At 72.3% G+C, this 20,630-nt stretch carries 18 protein-coding genes; 10 read left to right on the forward strand and 8 right to left on the reverse strand.

Annotated elements, in window-relative coordinates; all coding sequences use genetic code 11:
* Positions 1-7 precede the first annotated feature (7 nt).
* The 5 genes from WMF39_RS05930 to WMF39_RS05950 form a co-directional block, all read right to left on the reverse strand.
* Complete coding sequence (locus WMF39_RS05930; RefSeq protein WP_437744570.1) at positions 8-931, reverse strand: DUF4349 domain-containing protein; 924 nt, start codon at positions 929-931, stop codon at positions 8-10.
* Between the two features lie 84 nt (positions 932-1,015).
* Positions 1,016-1,567: a CDP-alcohol phosphatidyltransferase family protein gene (locus WMF39_RS05935; RefSeq protein WP_437744571.1), complete on the reverse strand. Its 552-nt coding sequence runs from the start codon at positions 1,565-1,567 to the stop codon at positions 1,016-1,018.
* A gap of 157 nt (positions 1,568-1,724) precedes the next feature.
* Positions 1,725-2,159 (reverse strand): universal stress protein, encoded by a 435-nt coding sequence (locus WMF39_RS05940; RefSeq protein ID WP_437744572.1) that lies wholly within the window; start codon positions 2,157-2,159, stop codon positions 1,725-1,727.
* Positions 2,160-2,451: 292 nt separating this feature from the next.
* Positions 2,452-2,901 carry a hypothetical protein gene (locus WMF39_RS05945; protein WP_437744573.1) on the reverse strand — a complete coding sequence of 150 codons (450 nt, stop codon included), beginning with the start codon at positions 2,899-2,901 and terminating at the stop codon, positions 2,452-2,454.
* 7 nt (positions 2,902-2,908) lie between these two features.
* The gene (locus WMF39_RS05950) at positions 2,909-3,265 is read right to left on the reverse strand and encodes a DUF4398 domain-containing protein (protein ID WP_437744574.1); all 357 of its coding nucleotides are present in this window, start codon (positions 3,263-3,265) and stop codon (positions 2,909-2,911) included.
* Positions 3,266-3,766: 501 nt separating this feature from the next.
* Here WMF39_RS05950 and WMF39_RS05955 point away from each other — a divergent pair.
* The 6 genes from WMF39_RS05955 to WMF39_RS05980 all read left to right on the forward strand — a co-directional run bounded on the left by WMF39_RS05955 (position 3,767) and on the right by WMF39_RS05980 (position 11,383).
* A complete protein-coding gene (locus WMF39_RS05955; RefSeq protein WP_437744575.1) occupies positions 3,767-3,997 on the forward strand; it encodes a hypothetical protein in 231 nt (76 codons plus the stop codon).
* 287 nt (positions 3,998-4,284) lie between these two features.
* Positions 4,285-5,166, forward strand: coding sequence for a hypothetical protein (locus tag WMF39_RS05960; protein ID WP_437744576.1), 882 nt, complete (start codon positions 4,285-4,287; stop codon positions 5,164-5,166).
* A 208-nt stretch (positions 5,167-5,374) separates the two neighbouring features.
* Entirely contained in the window at positions 5,375-7,168 is a 1,794-nt protein-coding gene (locus tag WMF39_RS05965) for a serine/threonine protein kinase (protein ID WP_437744577.1), read from the forward strand.
* 111 nt (positions 7,169-7,279) lie between these two features.
* Positions 7,280-8,272, forward strand: a complete 993-nt coding sequence (locus WMF39_RS05970; protein ID WP_437744578.1) for a DUF362 domain-containing protein — start codon at positions 7,280-7,282, stop codon at positions 8,270-8,272.
* Between the two features lie 5 nt (positions 8,273-8,277).
* On the forward strand, positions 8,278-10,185 hold the full coding sequence (locus WMF39_RS05975; RefSeq protein WP_437744579.1) for a 4Fe-4S binding protein: 1,908 nt from the start codon (positions 8,278-8,280) through the stop codon (positions 10,183-10,185).
* 49 nt (positions 10,186-10,234) lie between these two features.
* Positions 10,235-11,383 carry a hypothetical protein gene (locus tag WMF39_RS05980; protein ID WP_437744580.1) on the forward strand — a complete coding sequence of 383 codons (1,149 nt, stop codon included), beginning with the start codon at positions 10,235-10,237 and terminating at the stop codon, positions 11,381-11,383.
* A gap of 58 nt (positions 11,384-11,441) precedes the next feature.
* Here WMF39_RS05980 and WMF39_RS05985 read toward each other — a convergent pair whose 3' ends face one another.
* Positions 11,442-13,079, reverse strand: coding sequence for an ABC transporter permease (locus tag WMF39_RS05985; RefSeq protein WP_437744581.1), 1,638 nt, complete (start codon positions 13,077-13,079; stop codon positions 11,442-11,444).
* A gap of 207 nt (positions 13,080-13,286) precedes the next feature.
* On the opposite strand from WMF39_RS05985, the gene WMF39_RS05990 reads away from it, so the two are divergent.
* The 4 genes from WMF39_RS05990 (at position 13,287) to WMF39_RS06005 (ending at position 18,751) form a co-directional block, all read left to right on the forward strand.
* A complete protein-coding gene (locus tag WMF39_RS05990; RefSeq protein WP_437744582.1) occupies positions 13,287-15,185 on the forward strand; it encodes a serine/threonine-protein kinase in 1,899 nt (632 codons plus the stop codon).
* A gap of 52 nt (positions 15,186-15,237) precedes the next feature.
* Positions 15,238-16,620 (forward strand): CCA tRNA nucleotidyltransferase, encoded by a 1,383-nt coding sequence (locus WMF39_RS05995; protein ID WP_437744583.1) that lies wholly within the window; start codon positions 15,238-15,240, stop codon positions 16,618-16,620.
* A gap of 360 nt (positions 16,621-16,980) precedes the next feature.
* On the forward strand, positions 16,981-18,372 hold the full coding sequence (locus WMF39_RS06000; RefSeq protein ID WP_437744584.1) for a hypothetical protein: 1,392 nt from the start codon (positions 16,981-16,983) through the stop codon (positions 18,370-18,372).
* A 130-nt stretch (positions 18,373-18,502) separates the two neighbouring features.
* Entirely contained in the window at positions 18,503-18,751 is a 249-nt protein-coding gene (locus WMF39_RS06005) for a hypothetical protein (protein ID WP_044964103.1), read from the forward strand.
* On the opposite strand, the gene WMF39_RS06010 is transcribed toward WMF39_RS06005, so the two are convergent.
* Together WMF39_RS06010 and WMF39_RS06015 are read right to left on the reverse strand one after the other, a co-directional pair.
* Entirely contained in the window at positions 18,742-20,010 is a 1,269-nt protein-coding gene (locus WMF39_RS06010) for a guanine deaminase (protein ID WP_437744585.1), read from the reverse strand. The genes WMF39_RS06005 and WMF39_RS06010 overlap by 10 nt on opposite strands.
* Entirely contained in the window at positions 20,007-20,615 is a 609-nt protein-coding gene (locus tag WMF39_RS06015) for an SH3 domain-containing protein (protein ID WP_437744586.1), read from the reverse strand. The genes WMF39_RS06010 and WMF39_RS06015 overlap by 4 nt, the downstream gene beginning before the upstream one ends.
* Positions 20,616-20,630 lie beyond the last annotated feature (15 nt).

Consider the following 20,630-nt stretch of genomic DNA (forward strand, 5'->3'; position numbering starts at 1 on the left):
GCCCGGTTCACAGGTTGAGGAGCCGCGAGAGGCCGAGCTCGTTGAGCCAGTCGATGGGGAGCCGCGGTCCCGACGGGGCGAGGGTCTCCGTCGAGCGCGGCTGGAAGGTCACGGTGAGGGTCGAGAACGCGACCCGATCGCGCAGGAACTTGAGCCGCCCCTCGAGGCGCTCGAGCTCGCTGGAGACGCGCGCGAGCTCGCGCTCCAGCTGGATCGACTCCTCGACCTTGGCGGCCTTCTCGAGGAGCTTCTCCAGGCGATCGCGCACGGCCCGCGCGTTCCGGATGCGAATGGCGAGATCGAAGAACTCCTCGGTCACGTCCTCGGCGACCACGTTGCGCTGGAGGATGTCGCCGAGCCCCTCCAGGCGCTTCAGCGCCTCGTCGAACCGGGCGGCGGGGACGCGGATCGTGATCGTCCGGTCGTCGCGGCGGGCGAGGAAGCCGCCGAGATCCCGCGCGAGCGCCTCGACCTTGCCGAGCGACGCGCCCACCTCGAACACCGCCATCCCGATCTCCGCCGTGTAGACGAGGAGGGGCGCGCGCGCCGCGCTCACCTCGCCGGCGGCCTGGGGCGCGGCCTGCGGTGCGGCGCCGGACGAGGTCGGCGCCGGCTGCGGCGTGGTGGCGGTCGGCGCCGGCCTCGCCATCGGGGGCTGAGCGCCGCCGCCGGGGGCCGGCGGCGGCGCAGCCTTGGCGAAATCCGCCGCCACCGACACCTCGGCATCGTACGACTCCTCGCGCACCGACCCCGAGCGCGTCGACTCGCCGGTCGTCTGGAGGACTCCAGGAGGCATCCCTGCCATCGGGGCAGGCGCCGCTCCGTACGCCGGCGAGCTGGAGGCGTCGCGCGCCGCCGAAGGGGCGGAGCTGCAGGCGGCAGGGCCGGCGAGCGAGGCAAGGAGAGCCCAGACGGGCAGCGTTCTTCGCATGGTTCCTCGGAGCATGGAGCCGGTGGCAGACGCTCAACGCGCCGCCTGGGCCGACCTTACACCAGGAGCGCCTCCAGGCGGCACCTACGCCGCCCCGGGCACGCGGCGGAGCTGGCGCGCCCAGTACGAGACGCCCGCGGCCGCGCCCGCGATCGCCGACGCGGCGAGCATCGCGGGCAGCGCCGACGGGAGCGCGATCGCGGTGAAGACCGCCGCGAACTGCACCACCGTCGCGAGCTTGCCAGGGATGTTGGCGCTCGCCGCCGACAGGCGCGCGCCCTGGAAGCGGCGGCTCACCGCGATCCAGAGCGCGAGCGGCAGCTCGAGGAGCTCGCGGGCCAGCAGCGCCGGGATGCCCCAGAGGGGGAGCGCGCCGCTCTCGAGGAGCGTGCCCACCACCGCGAGCGCGAACACCTTGTCCGCGATCGGGTCGACGATCGCCCCGGTGGGCGTCACCTGACCGGAGCGGCGGGCCAGCCAGCCGTCGAGCACGTCCGTCAGGCCTGCGCAGCAGAGGACGGCGAGGGCGAGCGCAGGCCGCGTGGCCACGATCGGGAACAGGGCCGCCAGCGGCAGCCGGGCCAGGCTCACGAGGTTCGGCGGAAGCGCGAGATCGCGCGGACACAGGGGCGACATGCGAGGAACTCCACGCGCCGCATGCGACGCAGAAGCCGGGGCCCTGACCCACGTCGAGCGCGGCCGAGCCCGCCCTAACCCAGTCGAGCGCGGCCCTGCCCGCCGCGCCCCGGCCGGCAGCCGCGCCGGCCCGCCCACCGCGAGGCGCCGCGGACGATCAGCTGGCCACGCGCACCGTGAGCACGGGGACGTTGCTCTTCCGGATCACCTGCTCGGCGACGCTCCCGAGGAAGAGGTGCGAGAGCCCCCGGCGGCCGTGCGTGCCCATGACGATCATCGCCGCCGCCTGCTCGTCGGCGGCGGCGAGGATCTCGGTCGCAGGGTCGCCCTCGCGCAGCGCCGTCGAGAGTCCCCCTGTCTGCGCCGAGAGCTGCTGGACCGCGCGCGACGCGGCGGCGCTCACCTCGGCGTGGAACCCGGGCATCAGCGCCGGCTCGAGCCCGGGGTACGTGTAGACCGGGAGCTGGTAGACGTGCAGCAGCACGACCCGGTGCCCGAGCCTCGCGCCGAGATCCTTCGCGAGCTCGATCGCCTTCATCGAGGCCGCCTCGAAGTCGACGGGCACCAGTATCACGTTCGCGCCTTCCTTCATCGCGCTCTCCTCGCACGCGGGACCGGGTGTCCCGTCGAACTTCGAACTTCGACCGACGCTGACCTCCGGGACGCTTTCGATGCCGTCGGAGGCGCGTCGCGCGCATCTTGGATCCAAAAATCGGCCACTCCCAGGAGAAACTGTTCGATGGAAGCCGCGCCGACGCCCTGGGCGGTACGCGGCGCGCGGGGGCGCTCGGGCCGATCCGCCCGGATCCCGGCGGCAAATCAGGCGTCGCGCGGGCGCGCAGCGATGAGCGCGACGGCGCGGCAGCGCAGGAGCGCGGCCGCGATCACCTGGCGGACTGCTGGGGCCGCGTGCGCGCGCCGTCGAGCGCGACGCCGCGACCGACATCGACGGCAGGGTCGGGCGCCGCGGGCTCAGGCTCGCCGCCGGGGCGCGCGCGCTGCGTCGCGGCGCGCTGGCTCTGCCGCGCGCGCACGAGCGCGCTCTGGTTCGCGCGCACGAGCGAGGACAGCAGCGAGCACTGCGCCCTCCGCCGCGCGACGTAGGCCGCGTCGCGCGCGACCGTCGAGCGCGGGCGCTCGCGCTCCACGCGCTCGGCGATCGCCAGCGCCTCCTCCGCCCGCCTCAGCTCGGCGATCGCGAGCGGCGAGAGCGGATTGTCCTGCGCCTGCACGACGGCGGCGCGCGCCGTCAGCAGCTCGGGCGGCGGCGCGGCCGCGCGCGTCGCGCAGCCCGCGAGCGCGAGCGCCATGGCGAGCGGGGCTCCGGCGCGCACGCGGGCCCTACTCCTTCCCCTCGGCGAGCGTGCTCGCCTGGTCCAGCGTGCGGCCCGCGGCGTCGCGCAGCCCCGCTTCCCTCACGAGGAGCGCCGCGAGCTCCGCGTCGACCTCGGCCCGCCGCAGCAGCCAGCGCGCGCTCTCCACGTCGCCCACCGAGATCCGCCGCCGCGCCCGCGCGAGCTCGCTCCTCGCCAGCGCGAGGTGCATGGCCGCGCGCCGGTCGGCGCTCGCGCCCTCCCGCTCGGCCGCGCGGATCGCCGCCCGGGAGCGGGCGAGCTCGGGCGGCGACGCCGGCGGCCTGAACGCGGCGCACCCGGCGAGCTCCAGACAGGCGATCACGAGCGCGGTTCTGGCGAGCATTTGCGTGGATTCCCGATCTCGCGGCGCCGGTGGCACCGTCGCTCCCGGCGGCGCGCCTGGGCTCGCGCTGTGCATCGGGCAGGCCAGCCTGGCCGGCGCGATCCGTGCGCGCGAGCTGCTCGCTGCCCGCGGACGAGCCGGGCTGATCTGGCCCATGGCCCCGAGCGCCGTGCTCCTCGCCGATGGCAGGGTCCAGGTCGTCCGCTGCTGGTCCGATCCTCGGCGCGATGCCTCTGCCGTTCAGCTCCACGAGCCGGGGAGCGACACGTGGTCGCTGGTGCCGTCCCTCGAGGAGGAGCCCGGAGCCGCCGGCGGCGGCGCCGCCGGAGCATCGCCGGCTTCTTGCTCTTCCGGGGCACGCGACCGCTGCGACGACCTCTCCTGTCGCCTCTGCCCATTGCGCAATGGATTGCGCTGTTGCGCATCCGATGACGGCGCCTGAGCCCCCGCGTGTGACCTCTTGTCGCGGGCGACGCCCCGGAATCGACAGCCCTCATTGCAATGATCCACAAGGACCATCCGAGCGAATCGGCAGCGATGGTCATGCCGCTGTTCGTCGAGCGGCGCCAGGGACATGGAAATGAGGGGCAGGGACAGGGAACCGGCCGACAGGGACAAGCGGCAGCGTCGACCTCGACCGGCGGTGTTCTCGCCAGGGACACGGAGATCGTCGCCAGGGACACGGAGATCGTCGCCAGGGACACGGAGATCGTCGCCAGGGACACGTCGTGAAGCGCAAGGGACACGTCGTGAAGCGCCAGGGACACCCCGGAGCGTCTTCGCGTGTCCCTGGCGCCGTGTCGTCCAGGCACGGGACGTGGATCCCTGTCGCCCTGCCGCGAAGCTCCCGCATCTCGCGCGCTTCATGACCCGCTCTCGGCGGCTCGTGGTGCGAGAGGGCGGGAGTCTCGGGCTCAGGTCCTTGTGGAGGGGAGTCCGAGCCAGGGCTCTCCGGAATGGATGCCCGGGATTGCCGCTCCGGACGGGGTGTCCGGCGCCGCAACCCAGGGGAGGTCGAGATGGCGAAGAAGACGAGCGATATCGAGCGGTGGTCGGACGTCGTCCAGCAGATGAGCGCCGGCAATCTCCCGGCGATCACGGTGCCCTTGCACGTGCTCTTCGGGGAGGCGGTCGACGTGGCGAGGTTCTGCGACAAGTACTGGAAGACACAGGTCGATGCCCAGAAGCGGGTGACCCGCCTGGGCCTCGAGTCGGCGGTCCCGAAGGACGGCAAGAAGGGGGACGCCGCGCGCCTCGGGCCGAGGACGGCAGAAGAGATCCTCTCGCTGCAGCGCGCCACGCAGGAGGCGCAGACGCGGTATCTCCTGACCGTCGAGAAGAACGAGAGCCCCCGCGAGCGCGGGAAGTTCTTGCTGGGGGAGATCTCGGCGACGCTGCGCTTCTACTTCGACGACGGCGTGGACGACGCGAAGGACGAGATGCTCGCCCGCATCGACGCGGCGCACGCGGAGGATCCCGACACGGCCGACGCCCTGGCGAGCGCGCTCGACGACTACGCGCTGCTCGGGGAGAAGCACCGCGACGCGCTCGACGGGCTCGGCGGCTTCGACGCGGCCCACCTCGACGAGGCGCGCGCCGTGGCGGCCGAGCTGCGGAGCCGGCCGGCGCAGGCGGAGGCGATCTCCAGGCAGGCGCAGGACGCGCTGCTGCTCCGCAACAAGCTGGCGACGCTGCTCGTCGAGCGCATGGGCCTCGTCCGGAACGCGGCGCGCTTCGTGTTCCGTGGCCAGCCCGAGATCGTGCGCGAGGTGACGAGCGCGTACGAGCGCCGCAAGCGCGCGGCGGCCCGGCGGGCCAAGGCGACGGCGGCCCCCTCGCCGGCAACACCAGCGCCGGCGGCGCCTTCGCCGGCGGTGTCGGAGATGCCGCTGGAGGGCTGAGCGGCAGGCGAGGGGCTCGCCTCGCCGCGGCAAGCGATCCAGAGCGCGAGGCCGGGGCACAGTCCACACACCGGCGGCGCAACGGCGCGAACGGGTGAGCCCCCCGGCGCCTCCGCCAGCCCCCTCGAATAAACGCCCCGCGCCGGCCGTCTTCCGTCCGCCGGCTTCTTTCTCAGCGCTCGCGGCTTCCGCTACTCTGGCAATCGCTGTGCCGCCCGTCGACCCCAACCTCCGCACCACGATCGTCCACGCGTTCGCCGTCACGGTGGCGGATCCGTCCAGCCTGGTGCGCACCACGTCGCGCGGCGGGAGCGACGACCCCGCGAGGAGCAGCAGCCGCGGCCCCTCGATCCTCCCCGAGGTCGGCCAGATTGTCGGCGGGCTCTACCGCCTGGGGCGCCTCCTTGGGCAGGGCATGTTCGGCAAGGTGTACGTCGCCCAGCGGATCGACGTCCCCGAGCACCAGGTCGCCCTCAAGCTCATGCCCCGCTCGCTGTACGCGATGCGGAACGTCGAGCGAGAGCTCGTCATGCTCGCGACCGTCGGGCACCCGCACGTCGTCCAGCTGAAGGACCACGGCATGAACGCCGACTACGTGTGGCTCACCATGCCGGTCTACGAGGGCGAGACCCTCGCCCAGCGCCTCGAGCGCAGCCCCCTCGCCCAGCGCGAGGCGCACGACATCTTCCTCGCCGTCGCGCGCGGGCTCGAGGCGCTCCACGCCGCCGGGCTCCGGCACCAGGACGTCAAGCCCGACAACATCTTCCTCGCCAGGTTCGCCGGCCGCGTCCACCCCATCCTGCTCGACCTGGGCGTGGCCGCGGAGCGAGAGGCCTCCTTCTGCGCCGGCACCGCGCTCTACGCCTCACCCGAGCAGCTCCGGGCGCTGAACGGGTTCCCCGGCGCCGTGCCGCTCTCCGAGAAGATGGACACGTACGGGCTCGCCACGACCCTGCTCTACTCGCTCGTGAACCCCAGGGACTTCCCGGGCGAGTCCGCGCAGAGCCGCACCGAGCTCGCCGAGGCGCACGACGTCCGCGCCGACAAGCCGCTCGCCGACAACGCGCTGCCAGACCTCACCGGGCGCCCGCGCGAGATGTTCCAGGCCGCGCTCAGGCGATGGCTCGCGATCGATCCGAACGAGCGCCCGTCGATGACCCAGCTCGCCGAGGAGCTCGACGTGCTGCTCGAGCCGGAGCGCGAGGCGGATCGCGAGGCGGAGCGGCTGCGGATCAGGCAGAAGACGTCCTACCTGCGCGCGCGGATCGCGGCCGGCGCGATGACCCTCGTGGGCTGCGCGGTCGTGCTGCTCGGTTTCTCGAAGCGCGAGACCCTGCGGCTCGCGAACGAGCTCGAGCAGGCCCGCCAGCGGGGCGCCGAGTCGTTCGACAAGCTCGACACCTGCGTCGCCAGCCACCAGATCGCCCAGTCCGAGGCGATCGCATGCCGCGGCGCCCGCGATCAGGATCGCGCGGAGTTCAACGCGACGCTGGCCACCCTCCAGAAGAGCGGCTCCACGTCGGAGGCGGAGCACGCCCGCGAGATCCAGGTGCTGCACGCCACCCAGGCGGCGCGCCTCAAAACTTGCGAGGACAGCGCGGCGGCCGCGCAGAAGGCGGCCATGGACGAGCGCGAGCGGCTCGCCGAGGTCGAGAAGGCGCGCGCCGCCGTCACCACCGAGCGCGACGAGGCCAGGGCGCTCGCCGACCAGCGCTCGGCGGAGCTCGCCAACGCGGCGCAGCTGCGGGCCGCGTGCGACGCGGAGCGCGCCAGCTGTTTTGCAGAGCGCGATCGCCTGAAGGCCGACCCGTACGAGCCGGACGAGCCCGCCGCCCCGCCGCCCTCGCCGCCTGCGCACGCGCCGCCCGCCGCGAGCGGCGCGCCGCCGCAAGCGCCGCAGGCGTCGCAGCCGGCGAGCACGGGCGCTTCCCCCGCCGCAGGCGCTCCGGCGACGCCGGGGGCCCCGGCGGCCCCGGCGACGTCCGCCGCGGCTCCTCCTTGATCGCCGTTGCTGGAAGCGCCGGGAGGCGGCGCACATCGCTGCCGCCAGGCCACCTCTGCTTGTGGCGACCGCCCGGGGAGGCTATCCGTAGGTCCAGGGAAGGCGAGGGCCATGGGTGACATTTCTCGACGTGAAATGCTGCGTCGGCTGAGTGCGGCGGGCCTCGTCCTCGGGGGCGCGGGGGGGCTCGCGGCGGCCCGGTGGGACCGCGGCGGCAGCGCCGCCGTCGCCGCCGAGCGCCAGCAGACGCGGGACTACCGGCTCCGCGACGCGCCCGCAGGGGTGCCGGAGCTCGTCGTCGCCCGCGCCGGCGCCGAGGCGCTCGCCGCGGGCGCCCCGGATCCGGCCGCCCTGGTCCGGAAGGCGGTCGACGCGCTCGGCGGGATGCGCCGCTTCATCTCGCGCGGCGACGTCGTGGTCGTGAAGCCGAACATCGGCTGGGATCGCACGCCGATCCACGCGGCGAACACGAACCCCAAGGTCGTGGCCGAGGTGGTGCGCCTCGCCTACGACGCCGGCGCCAAGACCGTCATCGTGACGGACGCCTCGTGCAACGAGCCGAACCGCTGCTTCCAGCGCTCCGGCATCTGGAAGGCCGCCTACGACGTCGGCGGGGAGGTCGTCATCCCCGCGGCGCACCGCTTCCGCGGCATGCGCCTGAAGGGCGAGGTGCTCGACGACTGGCCCGTCTACACGCCGCTGGTCAACGCGGACAAGGTCATCAACGTCCCCATCGCGAAGCACCACAACCTGTCCAGGTACACCGGCGCGATGAAGAACTGGTACGGGGCGCTCGGCGGCCGGCGCAACCGCCTCCACCAGAACATCGACGTGTCGATCGCCGATCTCGCGACGTTCATCCAGCCGACGCTCACGATCGTGGACGCCGTCCGCGTCCTCATGCGCAACGGGCCGCAGGGCGGGAACGTCGCCGACGCGAAGGACATGCACACCGTGATCGCGACGACCGATCAGGTCGCCGCCGACGCGTACGGCTGCCAGCTCATCGGCCGCAAGCCGGAGGAGATCCCGTACCTGAAGATGGGCCACGACCGGGGCCTGGGCACGATGCACTGGCAGAACCTGCGGCTCGCCGAGGTGTAGTAGTCATGGCAAACCTCGATCCGACACCGGCCGCGCCGGCGCACCGTGAACCGGCGGCAGGAGCGGCCGTGGCGCCCGCGAAGGCGAGCGCGCGGCCGCCCGCCGCGCCGAACGCGGCGCCGCCCGCCGCGCCCGCGAAGGAGGCCCGCTGGGGGGCGCTGCTGCGCAAGGCCGGCGCCATCGTCCGGCCCGCACCGAAGCGCCGGGCCGGCTCGGGGCTGCCGGCGCGCAAGGTGATCCAGGTGCTCGTCTGGGCGCGCCGCGCCGTGCAGGCCGGCTGCCTCGGGCTGTTCCTCTACTTCCTGTTCCAGACGGGCTTCCGCGGCTCGTTCGCCTCCGCCGAGGCGCGCGTGCGCCTGCCGCTCCCCGTCGAGGGTTTCCTCCTCGCCGACCCGTTCGTCGGCGCGATGACCCTGCTCTCGACGCACACCGTCTACCGCGGCCTGCTCTGGTCGCTCGGGATCCTCGCGCTGACGCTCGTCTTCGGGCGCGTGTTCTGCGGCTGGATCTGCCCCTTCGGCACCCTCCACCATTTCTTCGGGTGGATCTTCCCGTCGCGCTACGGCAAGGGCGGCAAGCGCGTCGAGGCGAACAAGACGTACACGCGGCAGCGGGTGAAGTACTACCTGATGTACGCCTTCCTCGCGGCGAGCGCGACCGGCAGCGTGATCGGCGGGCTGTTCGATCCGATCTGCGTGGCGGTCCGGGCCATCGGCCTCGCCGTCATCCCGGCCGCGCAGTACGTCGCCGCCGTGGTGACCGGCTCCGCGGCCACGACCGGGAGCCGGCCGGTGCAGCTCGCCGCGGATCACGCGCAGGATTTCCTGGCCGCGAGCGTGTGGCAGACGAAGCAGTTCTACTTCCACCACACGTGGTTCGTCGGGATCCTGTTCGTCGCGATCCTCTTCATGAACCGGTTCATCCCGCGGTTCTGGTGCCGCGTGCTCTGCCCGCTCGGCGCGTTCCTCGGCGTGTTCGCGCGCTTCGCGCTCTTCGGGATGCAGAAGGATCACGCGAAGTGCACCGACTGCAACCTGTGCCTCGTGCACTGCCAGGGCGCCGACTCGCCCCAGGGCGGGGTGAAGTGGCGGCAGGACGAGTGCCACATGTGCCTCAACTGCGAGAGCGCCTGCCCCGAGGACGTCATCAAGTTCCGCTTCCTGCCGAACCGGAAGAGCGCCCTCGTGACCCCCGACACGGGCCGCCGCACCGCCCTCGCGACCGCCGCGGCCGGCGCGGTGATCATCCCGACGGCGCGCATCGCCGACGTGCTCGACGCGAACTATGACCACCGCGTGATCCGGCCGCCGGGCTCGGTCGAGGAGCGCGAGTTCCTGGAGCGCTGCATCCGGTGCGCGGAGTGCATGAAGGTCTGCCCCAACAACGCGATCCACCCCGCGTTCTTCGAGGCGGGCATCGAGGGGCTCTGGACGCCGATCGTCATCCCGCGCATCGGGTACTGCGAGCACTCCTGCGTCCTCTGCGGCGACGTCTGCCCGACCGGAGCGATCCAGAAGATCACCGAGGAGCAGAAGATGGGCATCGGCCAGAAGCCGATCTCGATCGGCACCGCGTTCTACGATCAGGGGCGCTGCCTGCCGTGGTCGATGAGCGTGCCGTGCATCGTCTGCGAGGAGTTCTGCCCGACGTCGCCCAAGGCGATCTGGGTCGAGGAGGTCGACATCCCGAAGCGCGAGCCGGTGGCGGCCGAGCACGGCAAGGAGCCGCCGATGAAGATGGTCCACGTGCAGCGTCCGCACGTCGATCCGTCGCTGTGCATCGGCTGCGGCGCGTGCGAGAAGGTGTGTCCGGTGCAGGACAAGCCCGCGGTCTACGTGACCAGCGTCGGCGAGACCCGCTCGAAGACGAACGTCATCCTTCTCGAGGACACGGACTACAACAAGGCGTCTTGACCGCGCACGCCGGCTCCGCGCGGCGGGACCACGACAGGAGGCAGCTCGGGTGCGCACGCTTCGCTTCTACGGACCCTTCTCGCTCGCCGCGCAGCTGGCGCTCGCGGCGCTCGCCGGCTGCGGCGAGCGGTTCACGGCGGCCGGCGCGAGCGCCACGTCCACGTCGTCGAGCGGCGGCGAGGGCGGCGCCGGCGGCGACGGGGGCGGGGGCAGCGGGGGAGGCGGGGGCTCGGCCTCGTCGTCCGCCGCGTCGGGCGGGGGCGGCGAGGGCGGGTGCGGCGCGTGCAAGGAGGGGGAGTTCTGCACGGCCAGCGAGACGTGCGTCTCCTGCGCGGCCCGCGGCGGCGTGCTGTCGTTCGGCGCGCTCTCGGAGGTCGAGGTCGCGGGGGCGATGCCCGCGTTCCCGCGCGTGCGCGCGGAGACCGGAGAGGGTGAGGCGACGCTCCGGCTCGTTTACACGGCGAAGTTCGGATCGGACGACACGAAGATCGCCACGGCCACCGGGCGGCCCTGGACGGCTGGCGAGGTCGTCTCCAGCTTCATCGTCGACGCCGAAGGGCAGGAGTCGGGCCCGCTCCTCCTGCCCCTGGACGCGCCCTCGCCGCAGGGCGGCTTCCCCGCGGGCTCGCTGCTCTTCGATCGCCTTTCCACCGCGCCGGGCAGCCTCCCGCTGCTGCTCGTCGCGGATGGGCTGGACGCGACCCAGGCGGACGCGCTCCCCGCGCTGAACCCGGAGGGGGGGAGCCGCTCGGTGGCGGTCGCCCACGGGCAGCGGCCCTCCTACCGGTACTGGTTCATGAACGGGCTCCAGGACGCCGGCGGGACCACGAGCCGGCTCGTCACGAGGCGCGCAGAGGACGCGGAGGTGCAGGTGCTCGACATCCACCTGCCAGGCGACTGCCCGGCGCAGGGAGACGACCTCGCCCCGTGGGTGACGCCCGACGGCCGCCTGCTCTTCTTCCAGGCGCCCTACAGCGCGCGCGGCGAGTGCGAGGAGGCGTCGGTGCTGCGGAGCTTCTACGTGGCGCTCGGGGACGACGGGCTGCCCGTGGACGATCAGCCGGCGAGGATGCTGCTGCCGAACCTGGACCCGAGCGTCGCCGTCATGACGCCGTCGCTGTCCCCGGACGAGTGCACGCTCTACCTGGCGTCCGACAAAAACGGGCAGCAGAAGCTCTACGCCGCCTCTCGGCGGTAGTCGGCGCGGCGAGCAGGGCCGCCTCGCGCCTACCGGGGGCGCGGGGAGAGACGGGGGCTCACTGCGCGCGGAAGCCCTCGGCGGGGCGGAGGCGCGCGGCGTAGAGGCTGGGGACGATCGTGGCGGCGAGGCAGATGAGGATGGCGATGCAGCCCGTGATGAGGAACTCCTGCGGGCGCGCCTGGACGGGAAGGCGGGAGATGAAATAGACCTTCGGGTCGAGCGGGAAGCCGTACACCAGGAGCCCCTTGCACACCGCCACGCCGAGCAAGAGGCCCAGCGTGGTGCCCGCGACGCCGATGATCCCGCCCTGGTAGAGGAAGATGCGCAGGACGGCGCCGTCCGTCGCGCCCATCGCCTTGAGGACCGCGATCTCCTTCTTCTTGTCGAGCACCACCATGATCAGCGTCGCGATCACCGTGAACGCGGCGACCACGATGATGAGCGCCAGCACCGCGCTCATGCCGATCTGCTGGATGCGCAGCGCCGTGAAGAGCCCGTGGTTCAGCTCCTCCCAGTCCATCGTGTAATAGAGCCCGCTGCCGAGGAGCTTGCTGATCTCGCGCGCGATGCCGCTCGCGTTGTCGATGTCGTCGACCTTCATCTCGACGCCGGTCACCGTGTCGCCCTGGTCGTAGAACGCCTGCGTCTCGTAGAGATCGGCGTACGCCAGCTTGGTGTCGTACTGCTCGAAGCCGGCCTCGAAGATCGCGATGACCCGGAATCGCTTGGCGACCGGCGGCTTGATGGCGCCGTTCGCGAACGAGAAGCCGATCGTGGGCGAGGTGACAGTGACGCACTGGCCGAGGTCGAGCGACAGGTTCTTCGCCAGCGCGGCGCCGATCACGATGCCCGGCATCCTGGCGATCTGCTCCTTGTCGGCGCAGGGGTCCGGATCGACCTCGGGCGGCAGCTCGTCGTCGTCCGGGAGAACGCTGCCATAGCCGCCCTGCGGCTCGATCGCGCCCCGCGGGGCGCCCTCGTCGAGCGCGACCTCCGCCTCCTCGGCCCCGGCGCCCGGCGCGCCTTCCGCCTCGGCCGCGCGCGTCGTCGCGGGCGTGAGCGCGGCGTCGCGCGCGGCCGCGGCGCGCTCGTCCTCGAGGATCCGCGCCTCGTAGGCCTTCAGCAGATCGATCTCGGCGCCCGCGTCTGGCGCGAGCGCGCCCCGCGCGCCAGCGTCCGGCTCCAGGAGGGGGACATCGGGCAACGACGGCACGGCGCGCTCGGCGGGCTTCGAGCCAGGGCGCCGCAGCCCGGCGAGATCGCCGCCCGGGAGGATGTGACGGGGCAGGTCGAGCACGGCCGTGGAGGCGCCCTCGGCCCCCACGCCGAGGCTCCTGGCCGGGTCGACCCCCTTGACCAGGACGCCGGTCGCCGTCGCGTCGCCGTGCGTCAGCATCATGGGGTTGATGCTGAACGGCGCGACGCCGACGACGCCGGGAACCTTGGAGACCTGCTCCATGATCGAGCGGTACTCACGGAAGTCCGTCGAGTACTTGATCACCAGGACGTGCGCGTTGACGCCCAGGACCTTCTCGCGGAACTCCGCCTGAAAGCCCCCGGTCACGCTCATCACGGTCGCGAGCGCCGCGACCCCGAGCGCGACCCCGAGGATCGCGAACGTGGTGCCGACCGAGATGAACGCCCGCTTCTTGGAGCCGAGATATCGCAGCGCGACCTCGATAGGGTAGCTCATCGCGGTGCCCTCCTAGCAGAACGCGGCGCGCGCGGCACGCTGGGCCGCCATCGTCGGCGGCGGGCCGACATGCCGTCGACGCGCGCTCGCCGCGCCCTTTCGCGCGCGGGGTCCGCATGATCTCGCTTCCCGGACCGAACGCCTGCTAGAATCCAACCCTGTCGCAGCTGCCGGCATGTGGCGTGCACTTCTGCCCGCGAGCCTTTCATGAGCGCCACCAAAAACGAGCACCACACCGCGCGCAGCAGGGTCTTCAACGCCGAGGAAGGCGCGCTCGAGGAGCCGCCCCCGTCGCGCCCCAAGAGCGCGGCGGGCGGGCCTCGCTCGTCCGGTGTCGCGGCCGCGTTCGTTCCCTCCTCCATGGAGCCGAGCGGCGCAGACGACGACGTGCCGGTGGAGGTCGAGCTCCGCCCCTCGTCGAGGCCCTCCAGGGCAGGGTGGGTCGAGGGGCCCGCGAGCGAGGTGCCGCCGAGCTTCCGGGCGCCGCCGCCGCTGCGCCAGATGGCCCCGCGGTTCGGGCGGCAGAGCGAGCCTGATGCCGGCGAGATCGGCGGGCGAACGAGCCCGGTGCCGATCAGCGAGGGGGAGCCTTCCCTGGAGATCCCGCCGCCGGACGAGGTCGAGCCGCGCGAGCGGCGGCCGCCGGGCGCCAAGGACCCTTACATCGGGACGACCTTCGATCACCGGTACAAGATCGAGCGGCTGCTCGGCGAGGGCGGGATGGGGTTCGTCTACCTCGCCCGCCACAAGGTGATCGACAAGCGCGTCGCGGTGAAGGTGCTCCGCGCGGAGCTCGCCAGGGACCGCGAGATCTTCGAGCGCTTCGTGCAGGAGGCCCGCTCCGCGTCGAGCATCGGCAACCCGCACATCGTGGACATCTCCGATTTCGGCGACCTGCCGGACGGCTCCACGTACTTCGTCATGGAGTACCTGGAAGGCGTGAGCCTGGCGCAGCTCATCGACTCGCCGAACGAGCTGCCGATGGAGCGCATCTGTCACATCGCGCTGCAGCTGTCCGCGGGGCTCGCCGCCGCGCACGACGCCGGCATCATCCACCGCGATCTCAAGCCGGACAACGTCTTCGTGGTCGCCCGCGGCAGCGATCCGAACTTCGTGAAGATCCTCGACTTCGGGATCGCGAAGGTGTCGACGAGCACGACGACCAAGCTGACGCGCGCCGGCGCGGTGTTCGGGACGCCGCACTACATGTCCCCGGAGCAGGCCGCGGGGGCGCCCATCGATCACCGGACCGACATCTACTCGCTCGGCGTGATGCTCTACGAGCTCGTGAGCCGCCAGCTCCCGTTCAACGCCGACAACTTCATGGGGATCCTGACGCAGCACATGTACAAGGCGCCGGTCCCCATCCGCGCGCTCGTCGGCGGCCCCGACTGCCCGCCTGGGCTCGAGGCGGTGATCCTGAAGTGCCTCTCCAAGAAGCCGGAGTCGCGCTACCAGACCATGAGCGATCTCCACGCCGACCTCGAGCAGGTGAAGTGCGGGGGCGTGCCGGGCGCGGTCGCGGAGATGATGGCGCGCTCGGGCGGCTTCAACGTGCCGCACGATTACTTCAAGACCTCGAAGGTGATCGTCCCCGCGACGCCGCCGTCGCCCCCGCGCTCGCCTTGGCCCCGCTACGTGTGGGTCGCCGGGGCGGCGGCCGCGGTGGGGATCGTGACGGCGATCTTCGTCATCGGCGCGAGCGGGTCGGCCAGGGACAACGCCCAGAAGGCGCAGAAGCCGCCGGTCGAGGCGCCCGCCAAGCCGGTGCCCCCCGAGCCGCCGCCGGTCCAGAAGACGGTGGTGGCGCTGGCCGCGGTGCCGGAGACGGCGGTCGGCTACCGCAACGGCGTGGAGCTGAAGCTGCCGGCGAGCATCGACGTGGAGCACGGGCAGACGGTCACGATCGACATCCGGGCCGAGGGGTACCAGACCAGCACGGTGGTGCTCGACGGCACCGAGCCGAGCAAGCTCGTGAAGCTCGAGGCCGACGAGAAGAGCGGTCCGAAGGCGAGGCCCGGGGCGGGACGGCCGCCGGCGGCGCCGACGACCCGGACCCCCAAGAACCCGGATGTCCGGGACCCCTGGGCTCACCCGAAGAAGTGAGCGTGCGCTCGGCGGGGGCCCTGCTCGCCGTGCCCCGTGATAAGCCGCAGGCGTGACCCGGATCGATCACCTCATCGAGGCCGTCCCCGAGGACGTGCTCGGCATCTGTCGCCGCCTCCGCGAGCGCGGCAAGCGCGGCTGGATCGTGGGCGGCTGCGTGCGCGACCTGCTCCGCGGGCAGGACGCCAAGGACTGGGACGTCGCGACCGACGCGCGGCCGGAGGAGGTCGTGGCCGCGTTCCGGAAGGTGATCCCGACCGGGATCCAGCACGGGACGGTGACCGTCCTCGTGCGCGGCGTGCCGTACGAGGTCACGACCCTGCGCGGCGACGGGACCTACAGCGACGGCAGGCGGCCGGACCGGGTCGAGTTCGTGGACGACATCACCGCCGATCTCGCGCGGCGGGACTTCACCATGAACGCCATCGCGATCGATCCGGTGGACGGGCACCTCATCGATCCGTTCGGCGGGAGGAGCGATCTCGAGGCGAAGATCATCCGCGCGGTCGGCGATCCGGGCGAGCGGTTCGCCGAGGACGGGCTGCGGGTGCTGCGCGCGGCGCGCTTCGCCGCGACGCTGGAGGGCACGCTGGACCCCGAGACCGAGCGCGCGATGGGCACCGCGCGGTCGCACCAGACGTTCCGCTGCGTGAGCGCGGAGCGGGTGCGCGACGAGTGGCTGAAGGCGATGCGCGCGCGCCGCCCGAGCGTGGCGTTCGAGATCATGCGCCGGACGGAGCTGCTGGCGATCACCTGCCCGGAGATGATCGAGTCGGTCGGGTGCGAGCAGAACCGATGGCACGCCTACGATGTGTGGGGGCACGCGATGGCCTGCCTCGACGCGTGCAAGCCCGAGCCGATCCTCCGCGTCGCGGCGCTGATGCACGACATCGGGAAGCCGAGGACGCGCGAGTTCTCCGACAAGACGAAGGACTACACGTTCTACGAGCACGAGCGGGTCGGGGCCGAGATGGCCGACCCGATCCTCACGCGGCTCCGCTTCTCGAACGACGAGCGCGCGCGGATCGTGGCGCTCATCCGACACCACCTGATCTGCTACGACGACACCTGGACGGACGCAGCGGTGCGCCGCTGGCTCCGCCGGGTGACCCCGGCGCTGGCGCCGGATCTCTACGAGATCGGCTTCGCCGACGCGCTCGGCAAGGGGCGCGAGGCGACCGAGGACATCGCCACGATTGGGCGGCTCCGGGAGCGCGTGGACGCGCTGCTCGCCGCGGGCGCGGCGCTCTCCGCCAAGGATCTCGCCGTGAACGGCAATCGATTGATGAAGGAGCTCGGCATTCCGCCGAGCCGGCTCGTCGGCGAGCTCCTGGAGCGCCTCGTCGAGCTCGTCACCGAAGAGCCCGAGGCGAACACGCCCGAGCGCCTGCTCGCGGCGGCGCGCGAACTCGTTGCCTCGAAGAGCGCAGTCTAGCGCTACCCCCCGCCGCATCGTTGCGATTCCCGTCGCCGAGCGGCCGAGGGGAGCCGTCAGGATGGCTGTGCGCCGCGCTCGCTGCGTGTACCCGAGGGTGGTCTCGCCGGGCTGCCCTGGGGCCGCCGCGTCGTGCGGCGCTCCGGTTCACCCGCCCTCGGCCATGTCCTCGCTCCTTTGGTGAGCCTGTCCCAGAGGGCGAGTCGAACGGTCGTCGACAAGGTACCTTGACCGACAACGGTGGTCGGTTGTCTACCTCATGTCGGTCTAGATTATTTCATGCCGATCGCGTCCACTGGGACGTGAGTCTGGTAACATCCGTCGCTGCGCATTGTCGCGTTCCCCAATTTGGAGGTCATTTTGAAGCTCTCGACGAAGACGCTTGTTGGGCTGGTTGGTCTGGGTTTGCTTGCGGCGGCGGCAGCCATCGGTGGGTGCTCCGGCGGGGGTGGTGGTGAGGCGAACCCCGGCAATAGCGGCTCTGGAAGCGGCAGCGGCAGCGGCAGCGGCGGCAGCGGCAGCAGCGGCGAGACGTCCGGGAGCGGGATCGGGGACGGCGGTGGGTTCGATGTCGACGCAGGGACCGGGGACAAGGACGCGTCGCTGAATGGCGATACGGCGTGCGTCGCGACCCGATTGCAGGCCGATTACCAGCAGCGCCCGGCCGACATCATCTTCATCATCGACAACTCGGGGAGCATGACGGACGAGATCAACAGCGTCCAGCGGAACATCAACCAGAACTTCGCCTCGATCATCGCGGCGAGCAAGATCGATTACCGCGTCATCATGCTCTCGAGACACGGCAGCTCGACGCTGGAGCAGTCGGTCTGCATCGAGGCGCCGCTCGGCAGCGGGAGCTGCTCGCCGGTTCCACTGAACCCGAACACCAACCCGCCGCACTTCTACCAGTACAACCAGGATATCGGCAGCCTCGACTCGCTCTGCATGGCGATCGACACGCTGAAGGGGGCGATCCAGCCCCGGGGCGAGACCACGTCGCCCGGGTGGTCGCAGTGGCTGCGGATGGACTCGCTGAAGGTGTTCGTGGAGATCACCGATGACGGCGTCGACTGCACGACGACGTCGCTCGGCGCGAACAAGGAGGCCTTCGATGACGGCGACATCAAGCTCCTCGACACCGCAGATGATGAAAACAAGAACGTCGCCGGTGGCACCCAGGCGGCAGAGCTCTTCGACGCGGCCCTGACGGCGGCCGCGCCGGAGTTCTTCGGCTCGAAGGACGCGCGCAACTACAAGTTCTTCAGCTTCGTGGGCATCAAGGAGAACGACCCACTGACCGCCCCCTGGCCGCCGGAGGCGCCAGCCACCTGGGAGCAGTGCCGGCCAGACTCGGTCGATCCGGGGACGACCTATCAGGTCCTCAGCGTCATGACCGGCGGGCTGAGATACCCGATCCAGCAGCACGCCACCTACGATGCGGTGTTCCAGGCCATCGCAGACAGCGTGATCTCGGGCGCCAAGCTGTCGTGCGAGATCGAGGTGCCCAAGGCGCCGGATGGGCACTCGATCGACCTGAAGACGGTGCAGATCGAGTTCACGCCGAGCGACGGCGGGCAGAAGAAGACCTTCTCCCAGGTGAAGAGCCTCGAGGAGTGCGCCGGGGCGTCCTCGTCCTTCTACATCGAGGAGGGGCTCATCAAGCTGTGCGAGGACACGTGCGCCATGGCGGCGCAAGACAACACCGCGGGCATGGAGCTGCTCTACGGCTGTTCGGTCAACCCGAACTGAGCGAGGAGGCGCTCCCGGGCGCGACACCCCGGGAGCGCCGCCATTCCGGGGCGTCCGGCCGGGCGAGCCCTCTCCGTGGAGGGATCGCGGGAGCCAGGCGCCCGCACCTGCTACCCTGCGCGAGAGGCAGATGCGGGTCGATGTGGCGTGCCGTGCCGGCCACGGCGGGAGCGAAGAGCCCGAGACGGTCACCCTGGGGGAGCGCCGCGTGCGGGTGACGGAGATCCTCGACCGGTGGCCCGGGGGCGATCACCTCTACTTCAAGGTGCGCGGGGACGACGGCGCACGGTACATCCTGCGGCGAGATTTCGAGATCCTCGTCTGGGAGCTCGAGGTCTATGAGGCCGCCGAGGACGAGAGGGGGACCGGTCAGGGGTAGACTGGCCGGCCGCGCACGAACGCGCGCTGGACGGTCGCGTCGGACGCGAAGACGAGGTGGTTCAGCGTCTCGGCCTCGCCGAGCACGTGCTCGGGGAAACGCACGGCGATGAAGTCCGCCTCCTTGCCGACGTCGAGGCTGCCGACGACGCGGCCGAGGCCAACGGCGTCGGCGGTGCCCTGCGTGGCCATGACGAAGAGATCCGCCGGGGTCAGGCGGTCGCCGAGGCAGAGGGCGTTGTCGAAGGCGCTCGACATGCTGCGGCGCATGTCGAAGCTGCGGCCAGCGCCGACGTCGCTGCCCAGCCCGACCGAGACCCCGCGCGCGCGCGGGTCGGAGAGGCGCATGCGGCCGCTGCCCAGGAAGAAGTTCGAGTCGGGGCAGTGGACGACCGAGGAGCCCGTCTCCGCGAGGCGGTCCCACTCGCGCGGCGAGAGGTGAATGGCATGCGCGAGCAGGGCGCGCCCGGTGAGCAGACCGACGCGGTCGTAGACGTCGACGTAGTCGCGCGCCCAGGGGTGCGCGCGCAAGGTGGCCTCGCCCTCGGCCGGGTTCTCGGCGACGTGCGTCTGCACGAGGAGGCCGTGATCGCGGGCGAGCCGCGCGGCCGCCTCCATCAAGGGACGGGAGCAGCTCGGGGCAAAGCGGGGGGTGATCGCGAACTCGAGGAGGCCGCCGCCCTCTCCGTGCCAGCGCTGCGCGAGATCGCGGGCGGCGGCGATGGCCTCGTCGCGAGGGACGCGGAGCGCCTCCGGGCAGCTCTGGTCCATGAGCGTGAGGCCGGCGATGCCGCGCAAGCCGGCGGCCAGCAGGGCGCGGAACAGCCGGTCGGTCGCGCCGGCGCACGAGCTGGAGAAGACGACGCAGGTGGTCGTGCCCGACGCGAGCAGCCGGCTCGTGAACTCGCCGGCGACGAGCGCGGCATAGGCCTCGTCGCGGAAGCGGGCCTCCTCGGGGAAGACCGACCGCTCGAGCCAGTCGAGCAGCGGGCCGCTGGCGCTGCCGATGATGCGCGTCTGCGGGAAGTGGACGTGCGCGTCGATGAAGCCCGGCATCAACACCGCAGGCCGCAGGTCCAGCACCGGCCCGCGGAACGCGCCCGGGGCGAACGGCGCTGCCTGGGCGATCCGACCGTCGCTGCCGACCACGAGCAGCGCGTCGTCGATGGTTCGGACCCGAGCGCCGTCCGGCGACGCGGGGATCGGGGTGAGCAGGCGACCGCGGTAGGCGCGCGGCGACTCCAGCGGCCGCGCGCTCATCGGATGGCGATCTCGCTCCGGCGGGCCCAGCCCATGAGCAGCTCGCCCCCGCCGTTCGTCATGACGAGGGCCCACGCGCCCGACTCGCGCACGATCATCACGATCTCGCCCGCGGCGATGGCGCCGACCCGTGTGCCGTCCGCCCGCGGCTCGTCGAGCAGCGTGATGCCGCGCGAGGCGATGCCCGCCTGGAGGCGCGCAGGCGCGCCCGGGTCCTCCTCGTCGTCGAAGGCAGGGCCGTCGTCGTGAGGGGATGGCCGCTCGTCGGAGCCAGGATCGTCGTCGAACGGGAAACGAGGGTGGACCTGCGCGCGCCGGTCCGCCGGGGAACGCCCATCGAGGAGGTGCGCGAACCGGCCAGCGCTCTGCGCCGGCGAGCGATCGCCGGCGACCGCCCGGAACACGACTGGCGCCGTCGGGAGCAGCACGACGGCGGCGGCGGCGAGGAGCACGAGCCCGGTCAGCCGATCGAGCTGGCGCGCGCGCGGCGGGGCCGGCGCGGCGCCCGGCGGCTCCGCCCGGGCAGCGAGGCGCGTGCCGGCGTGCTCGGCGCGCACGTCGCGGGGGCCAGGCGAGGCGCCCTGTCCGGCGGGGGGGTGGTCCATCAGCGCAGAGGATAC

It is taken from the genome of Sorangium sp. So ce1504, assembly GCF_051521635.1.
GTDB classification, from domain to species: Bacteria; Myxococcota_A; Polyangia; order Polyangiales; family Polyangiaceae; genus Sorangium; species Sorangium cellulosum_B.

What these genes read in the sequence shown, in the direction of transcription:
- WMF39_RS05990 (WP_437744582.1), top strand. Translation starts at nt 13,287, where the DNA reads ATGAGCGCCACCAAAAACGAGCACCACACCGCGCGCAGCAGGGTCTTC.
- WMF39_RS05970 (WP_437744578.1), top strand. Translation starts at nt 7,280, where the DNA reads ATGGGTGACATTTCTCGACGTGAAATGCTGCGTCGGCTGAGTGCGGCG.
- WMF39_RS05950 (WP_437744574.1), bottom strand. Translation starts at nt 3,265, where the DNA reads ATGCTCGCCAGAACCGCGCTCGTGATCGCCTGTCTGGAGCTCGCCGGG.
- WMF39_RS05940 (WP_437744572.1), bottom strand. Translation starts at nt 2,159, where the DNA reads ATGAAGGAAGGCGCGAACGTGATACTGGTGCCCGTCGACTTCGAGGCG.
- WMF39_RS05935 (WP_437744571.1), bottom strand. Translation starts at nt 1,567, where the DNA reads ATGTCGCCCCTGTGTCCGCGCGATCTCGCGCTTCCGCCGAACCTCGTG.
- WMF39_RS06010 (WP_437744585.1), bottom strand. Translation starts at nt 20,010, where the DNA reads ATGAGCGCGCGGCCGCTGGAGTCGCCGCGCGCCTACCGCGGTCGCCTG.
- WMF39_RS05985 (WP_437744581.1), bottom strand. Translation starts at nt 13,079, where the DNA reads ATGAGCTACCCTATCGAGGTCGCGCTGCGATATCTCGGCTCCAAGAAG.
- WMF39_RS05955 (WP_437744575.1), top strand. Translation starts at nt 3,767, where the DNA reads ATGATCCACAAGGACCATCCGAGCGAATCGGCAGCGATGGTCATGCCG.
- WMF39_RS06015 (WP_437744586.1), bottom strand. Translation starts at nt 20,615, where the DNA reads ATGGACCACCCCCCCGCCGGACAGGGCGCCTCGCCTGGCCCCCGCGAC.
- WMF39_RS05930 (WP_437744570.1), bottom strand. Translation starts at nt 931, where the DNA reads ATGCGAAGAACGCTGCCCGTCTGGGCTCTCCTTGCCTCGCTCGCCGGC.
- WMF39_RS05975 (WP_437744579.1), top strand. Translation starts at nt 8,278, where the DNA reads ATGGCAAACCTCGATCCGACACCGGCCGCGCCGGCGCACCGTGAACCG.
- WMF39_RS05960 (WP_437744576.1), top strand. Translation starts at nt 4,285, where the DNA reads ATGGCGAAGAAGACGAGCGATATCGAGCGGTGGTCGGACGTCGTCCAG.
- WMF39_RS06005 (WP_044964103.1), top strand. Translation starts at nt 18,503, where the DNA reads ATGCGGGTCGATGTGGCGTGCCGTGCCGGCCACGGCGGGAGCGAAGAG.